General features: G+C 42.3%; 5 protein-coding genes. 2 read left to right on the top strand and 3 right to left on the bottom strand.

The features are described from left to right. The first annotated feature begins 88 nt into the window (after positions 1-88). Positions 89-226 carry a hypothetical protein gene (locus QZY09_RS19910; RefSeq protein ID WP_295675275.1) on the top strand — a complete coding sequence of 46 codons (138 nt, stop codon included), beginning with the start codon at positions 89-91 and terminating at the stop codon, positions 224-226. A 115-nt stretch (positions 227-341) separates the two neighbouring features. Here the strand turns inward: QZY09_RS19910 and QZY09_RS19905 are convergent, their stop codons facing one another. Both QZY09_RS19905 and QZY09_RS19900 read right to left on the bottom strand, forming a co-directional pair. Then, positions 342-2,066, bottom strand: coding sequence for a M56 family metallopeptidase (locus QZY09_RS19905; RefSeq protein WP_295675273.1), 1,725 nt, complete (start codon positions 2,064-2,066; stop codon positions 342-344). A 2-nt stretch (positions 2,067-2,068) separates the two neighbouring features. Then, positions 2,069-2,440, bottom strand: a complete 372-nt coding sequence (locus QZY09_RS19900; RefSeq protein ID WP_295675271.1) for a BlaI/MecI/CopY family transcriptional regulator — start codon at positions 2,438-2,440, stop codon at positions 2,069-2,071. A 202-nt stretch (positions 2,441-2,642) separates the two neighbouring features. On the opposite strand from QZY09_RS19900, the gene QZY09_RS19895 reads away from it, so the two are divergent. Continuing rightward, complete coding sequence (locus QZY09_RS19895) at positions 2,643-4,046, top strand: MBL fold metallo-hydrolase (RefSeq protein WP_295675268.1); 1,404 nt, start codon at positions 2,643-2,645, stop codon at positions 4,044-4,046. Between the two features lie 45 nt (positions 4,047-4,091). Here QZY09_RS19895 and QZY09_RS19890 read toward each other — a convergent pair. Beyond that, a partial coding sequence (locus QZY09_RS19890) for a RagB/SusD family nutrient uptake outer membrane protein (protein ID WP_295675267.1) occupies positions 4,092-5,404 on the bottom strand: 1,313 nt, incomplete at its 5' end.

The raw sequence follows: 5,404 nt of genomic DNA, 5'->3' as shown, positions 1-5,404 counted from the left end.
TCATCCCGCTATAAAAACGTGCAATTAATGCCCGTTAATACCGTTTCATATTCAGATATCTAAAAATTCATCCTAACTATACCAACCCATGAGCAAAGACAGGCAAGCCGTAAAAGAGAAAAAAAAACCCGCTAATCCCTTAGCTAAAAAAGCGCCATCCGACTACCAGTCAGGTAAGGCCAACGTAGTAAAACCCATAATGGAAGCCGCTAAAAAGAAGAAGTAGGGGTTAGAGAGTAGTGGAACTATTTTAAACGCTTAGTCATCTCCTGTCTGTCGCCCTTTTTAACAATTTTCCAGGCGACCAACGAAAAAACGTTAGTTAATGAATTATTTCATTCTCAGTTGTGAAATTGAGGATTTGTATAATCAGTTTTAGGGGATGACAGGATTTGGAGTTTTTTGCTTTTTTTAGTCGTTACGATAATTACTCCGCCAGTGGCTTTGGCCCCATAGAGCGCCGTGGCCGATTTGTCTTTAAGCACAGATACACTTTCGATATCTTTTGGGTCGATTAAACCAAGCCCGTTTGAATCGGTTTGTTTGCCATCAACAATATACAACGGGTTTGGGCTGGCACCGATAATACGAATGGTATTTGGGTTGCCAACAGTATCTTCTGGGCTATTCTTATCTTTTTGAAGTGTTAACCCAACAACAGTTCCCTTAACACCGTTTACAGTACCCGATCCGTTGATAGCGCCAGTTTTATTTTCACCAGGGGCCGCAGGCTTATCGCCGGCTAAAGTAAAATTAATGGGCACTGAGTACATTACCCGTACGGCCCTACCGTTTTGAATGCCAGGCTCCCATTTAGGCGATAGTGCCAAAACCCGTATAGCTTCTTCTCCTGCACCATAACCTATATCTCGCGCTATTTTAAAATTTGTTAGCAATCCGTCCATTTCAACGATAAAACTAATTACCACCCTGCCCTGCACGTTTTTATCGCGCATTTCCTGGGGGTATTTAACGTTCTTACCCAAAAATCTGTAAAAAGCCTCCAGGCCGCCCGGAAAATTTGGATTTTGTTCCACTGCTGTAAATACCGGCCCTGCTTTTTTAGCGGTATCGTCTATAGTGATCGTTACTATCTTTTTCTTTTGCGGGGTGTCAATCAGCGTGGTATTTAACCTAACCAGTCCGTTTTTGCCCAATGGCTTATCAATGGTGAGCTCCGTTATTTCATTTGCAGGCTTCGAAAGAACCGTTTGAAATTTTGTATTGATCAACCGTATTGTTTTGCTGTTATTTACTGTAGCAGCTGAAAGGATCAGCATTAAAATAAACAAGGGTGCCGATAAAAAATATTTAACCAGTGCTACCCGCTGCGATTTGTTTTTGTCGAGCATCATGATGCGCTGTTTTAATAAACTTTTATTAAAAAATGGATTTACCAATTGGTGAGCAGGAGCATTGAATGTCTGGCTTAACAAAATCAAAGCATACTCGGCTTTATCAGTTCCTGATTTAACGGCCTGCCGGTCGGCAATATATTCATGGATATGTTTAATTGCGTACCGGTACAGGTATACCACCGGGTTAAACCAGTTAATGATCATTACAGCTTCCATGATCAGCACATCTGCCGAATGCCATTGCTTTGCGTGTACATGTTCATGCGCTGCAATAACTTCCTGGTTTTGCTGTTGATTGCCGAGTTTTATTTTTTTAAAGAAGGAATAAGCAATATCTGATTGTGGTTTCTTTATGATCCGGTTCAGCGCGATGATCTGCCCTAAAAACCTGGTCACTAAAAAGGCAATTCCGGTTATATAAACCCAAACCAATACTTCACCCATCGTAATATGCGTGTCCTGTATAGGCTTAAAGCGGTAAAGCAATACCGGGCTGCTGTAAATAGAATATTCAACTTTTTGGGTGATAAATAAATTTTTCACCCAATCCGATTGGATCATCGGTATAAAAAAAGAAAACAAGGCGGCCGAAACCAGATAGATCCGGTTCAGCTGGAAAAATGTCTCCCTGCTAAGCAAAACAACGTAGAAGACATAAAATAACAACAGGTAAATATTTACCAATACCAGATATTGCCACCAGGTCATGTTTATTTTTCTTTAAGTTTTTCAATCAGTTTCATTATCTCGTCAGCTTCTTTCAGATCAATCTTTTCTTTTTTTACAAAGTAGGAGAACATTCGTTTTACCGAGTTATCAAAATAGCCTGTCATTAGTTTATCAGTTGCAAAATTCTGATACTGCTCCTTGCTGATCACCGGATGATATTCATGGCTTTTACCAAAAGCGGTATGGCCCACAAAACCTTTGGTCTCCAGTATCCTGATGATCGTCGATACCGTATTATAAGCTGGCTTTGGCTCGGGTAATACTTCAATCACGTCTTTTACATACCCTTTTTGTAATTGCCATAATACCTGCATTATTTGCTCTTCGGCACGGGTTAATTCTTTTATTTCCATGGTACTTTAAGTTTGAAAAAGTTGTAACGGATGGGGAAGTTTTATTAAAAACGACAGCTAAGATTTACCCCGGTCAACTTTTCAATTATTGGTTGATCTAAGGTAAATCATATAATTGAAAATTACAACTAAAATCTTAGTTATTTTTTATTTATTTCTTTTCGTGCCGTTTTTGTAGCTTTCCAATTCCTAAAAAAAGCCAATGACAATTACTTTTCACGGCGCGGCGCGCACGGTTACCGGCAGCAAACACCTGGTTCAGATCAACGACGGATCCAGCATTTTATTGGATTGCGGCATGTTCCAGGGAATGGGGGAGCATACAGAAGACCTGAACGAACATTTTGGTTTTAACCCTGAAAAGGTTGATTACCTTATTTTATCCCATGCCCATATTGACCATTGCGGATTAATCCCCCGGTTGGTTGCTGAAGGTTTTAAAGGAACGATCTTTTGCACCCCGCCAACTTTCGACCTGGTAAATATCCTTTTGATGGATTCGGCCAGGATCCAGATGCAGGATACCGAATACAGCAATAAACACCGGCGTAAAAACAACATGCCGTTATTGAGCGCTTTATACACCGAAGAGGAAGTAATGGAAGCATTGAGCCTGTTTAAAACAGTCGGTTATCACCAGGAATACGCTATTACCCCTTCGATAAAATTCAATTTCACGGATGCGGGCCACCTGGTTGGCAGCGCCGCGGTACATTTAACTATTGAAGAGGATGGCAAACAAACCCGCGTCACCTTTAGCGGTGATGTGGGCCGTTATGGGGATATCCTGCTGAAAAGCCCGCAAAACTTCGCGCAGGCGGATTATATTTTACTGGAATCAACCTACGGCGATTCGCTTCATAAAGAAACCGGATCAATTGAAGATAAACTGCTGGAGGTAATCAATAACACCTGCCTTATCCATAAAGGCAAGGTCATCATCCCTGCATTTAGCGTTGGCCGCACACAGGAATTGCTGTATGCTCTAAATGGTTTAGAATTGAAAGGCCTGTTGCCTGATGTGCGCTATTATGTTGACAGCCCGCTTTCTGAAAAAGCTACCAGGGTATTGATGGACCACCCGGAAGTTTATAATAAAGATGTGAGCGATGTTTTAAAGATTGATGCTAATCCATTCGACTTTAAAGGTCTCCGTTTCATCCAGTCAACGGTAGAATCGAAAGCGTTGAATGACGACCCATCTCCCTGTGTAATCATATCCGCATCAGGCATGGCCGAAGCAGGCAGGGTTAAACATCATATAAAAAACAACATCGGCAACAAAAACTGCACGATATTAATGGTGGGCTATTGTGAGCCAAACTCATTGGGCGGCCGCTTGCTGAGAGGTGAAAAAGAAGTTATTATTTATGGGGAACGTTTTGAGGTTGAAGCACAAGTTGAATCCGTAAAATCAATGAGCGCACATGGCGATTATGATGATCTGCTGCATTTTATCTCAAAGCAAGACCCTGAAAAAGTTAAAAAAATATTCCTTGTTCATGGCGAATACGAAGTGCAGCAGCATTTCAGGGAAAAAATACTGGTAAAAGGGTTTAAAGATGTTGAAATACCCTATCAGCACCAAAAAATAGCCGGTCTGTAAAAAGAAAGAAAGCCACCCGAAAGCAACTTTCTTTATGATTCAGGGTTAATATTTGGGATTTTGTTTTAATTGACCATTTTCCAACGTTATTTGCTCAAGCGGTATCGGGTAAAGTTCGTTTTTACCGGCTGTAAATAAATGCCCGTCCAAAATGGGGTTAATAATACGTGTAACAGCTGCAATATGAGCATTGATAACGCCAGCCATATAACCAGCAGGCTCAGGACCACCGTAAATAGGATCCCAGCGCTGTAAGTCGAAGAAACGGTGACCTTCCATACCAAACTCTAACTGCTCTTCCATATGAACCGCTTCGCGGGCATATGATTGTGAAGGGAATGAGGTATACAAACCAATTTTATAGTTTGCAGCGGGCACATTAGTGAAACCAGCCCCTGGGTTGCTGTTATCAACATAAGTATGAACCCAACCAGCCGGATCCTGCATACGGGCACGAACTACGTTTACGTCGGCCATTGCACCGGCAAGGTCGCCTGACTCGACTTCACACTCTGCACGCCATAAATAAAGGTCGGCAAATGTTATCAGGTTGTAATTATTTGCTGTACCCTGGTTACTGGCCCAACCACCGTTATTATCCGCAGTTGAAGCTTGTTGTGAGTGGTAGAATACGTTTTTGATCGGGTTGTATGGGCAAAGATCGCCACGTGACCATTGTTCACCACCGCAAAGGCCCCAGTCAAGATAGGGAATACCGCGACGGCCTACAGTCCAGTCAATCCGGGGGTCCACCGCATCCGTCGGAGGAGTGAATGCATCTGATGCACCTAAACCATGGTCATTGGCAAGGTTTACCACGTTGTAATTGGGCAAGTTTGCAGTAACATTAACAGTAGTTGAATTATTGGCTGAAAAATCAGCACAAACCATGCTTGTTGTGCCTAACATGGGCAAGCCGTTTGCATCCACTTTAAAGGCATTGGCCAAAGTGTATGACGGCTGATAAAAACCGCAGCAACCTGTGTAGGTACCGGCAGGGAAGTTTAAGGCTTCGCCAGCATTGTCGTTCGATCCGTTTGAACCATCATTAACAGTCATCTGAACAGCGAATACAGATTCAGGACCATTCTTTTTAACTGCATTGTAATTATCTTCATAATTAGCGCTCAATGCATATTTGGTACCGCCGGCAGTTTCGCCATTAGCAATCAGGTCATCCAAAGCTGTTTTTGCTTTAGCATACTGGTGATCCCAAAGGTAAGCTTTTGCTAAAAATGCTTCGGCTGCGTAATAGTTGGCACGGCCAATCTGACCCTGGGTTTTTGGTAAACCAGCCATTGCAGCAGTAAAATCAGCTTCAATTTTGTCCCATATCGGGCCAGGGTTTGGTACGTTGA

Source organism: uncultured Mucilaginibacter sp., from assembly GCF_903913935.1.
Lineage (GTDB): Bacteria > Bacteroidota > Bacteroidia > Sphingobacteriales > Sphingobacteriaceae > Mucilaginibacter.
The sequence above is the reverse complement of the archived record's forward strand: the minus strand, read 5'-3'. Positions and strand labels throughout refer to the sequence as shown.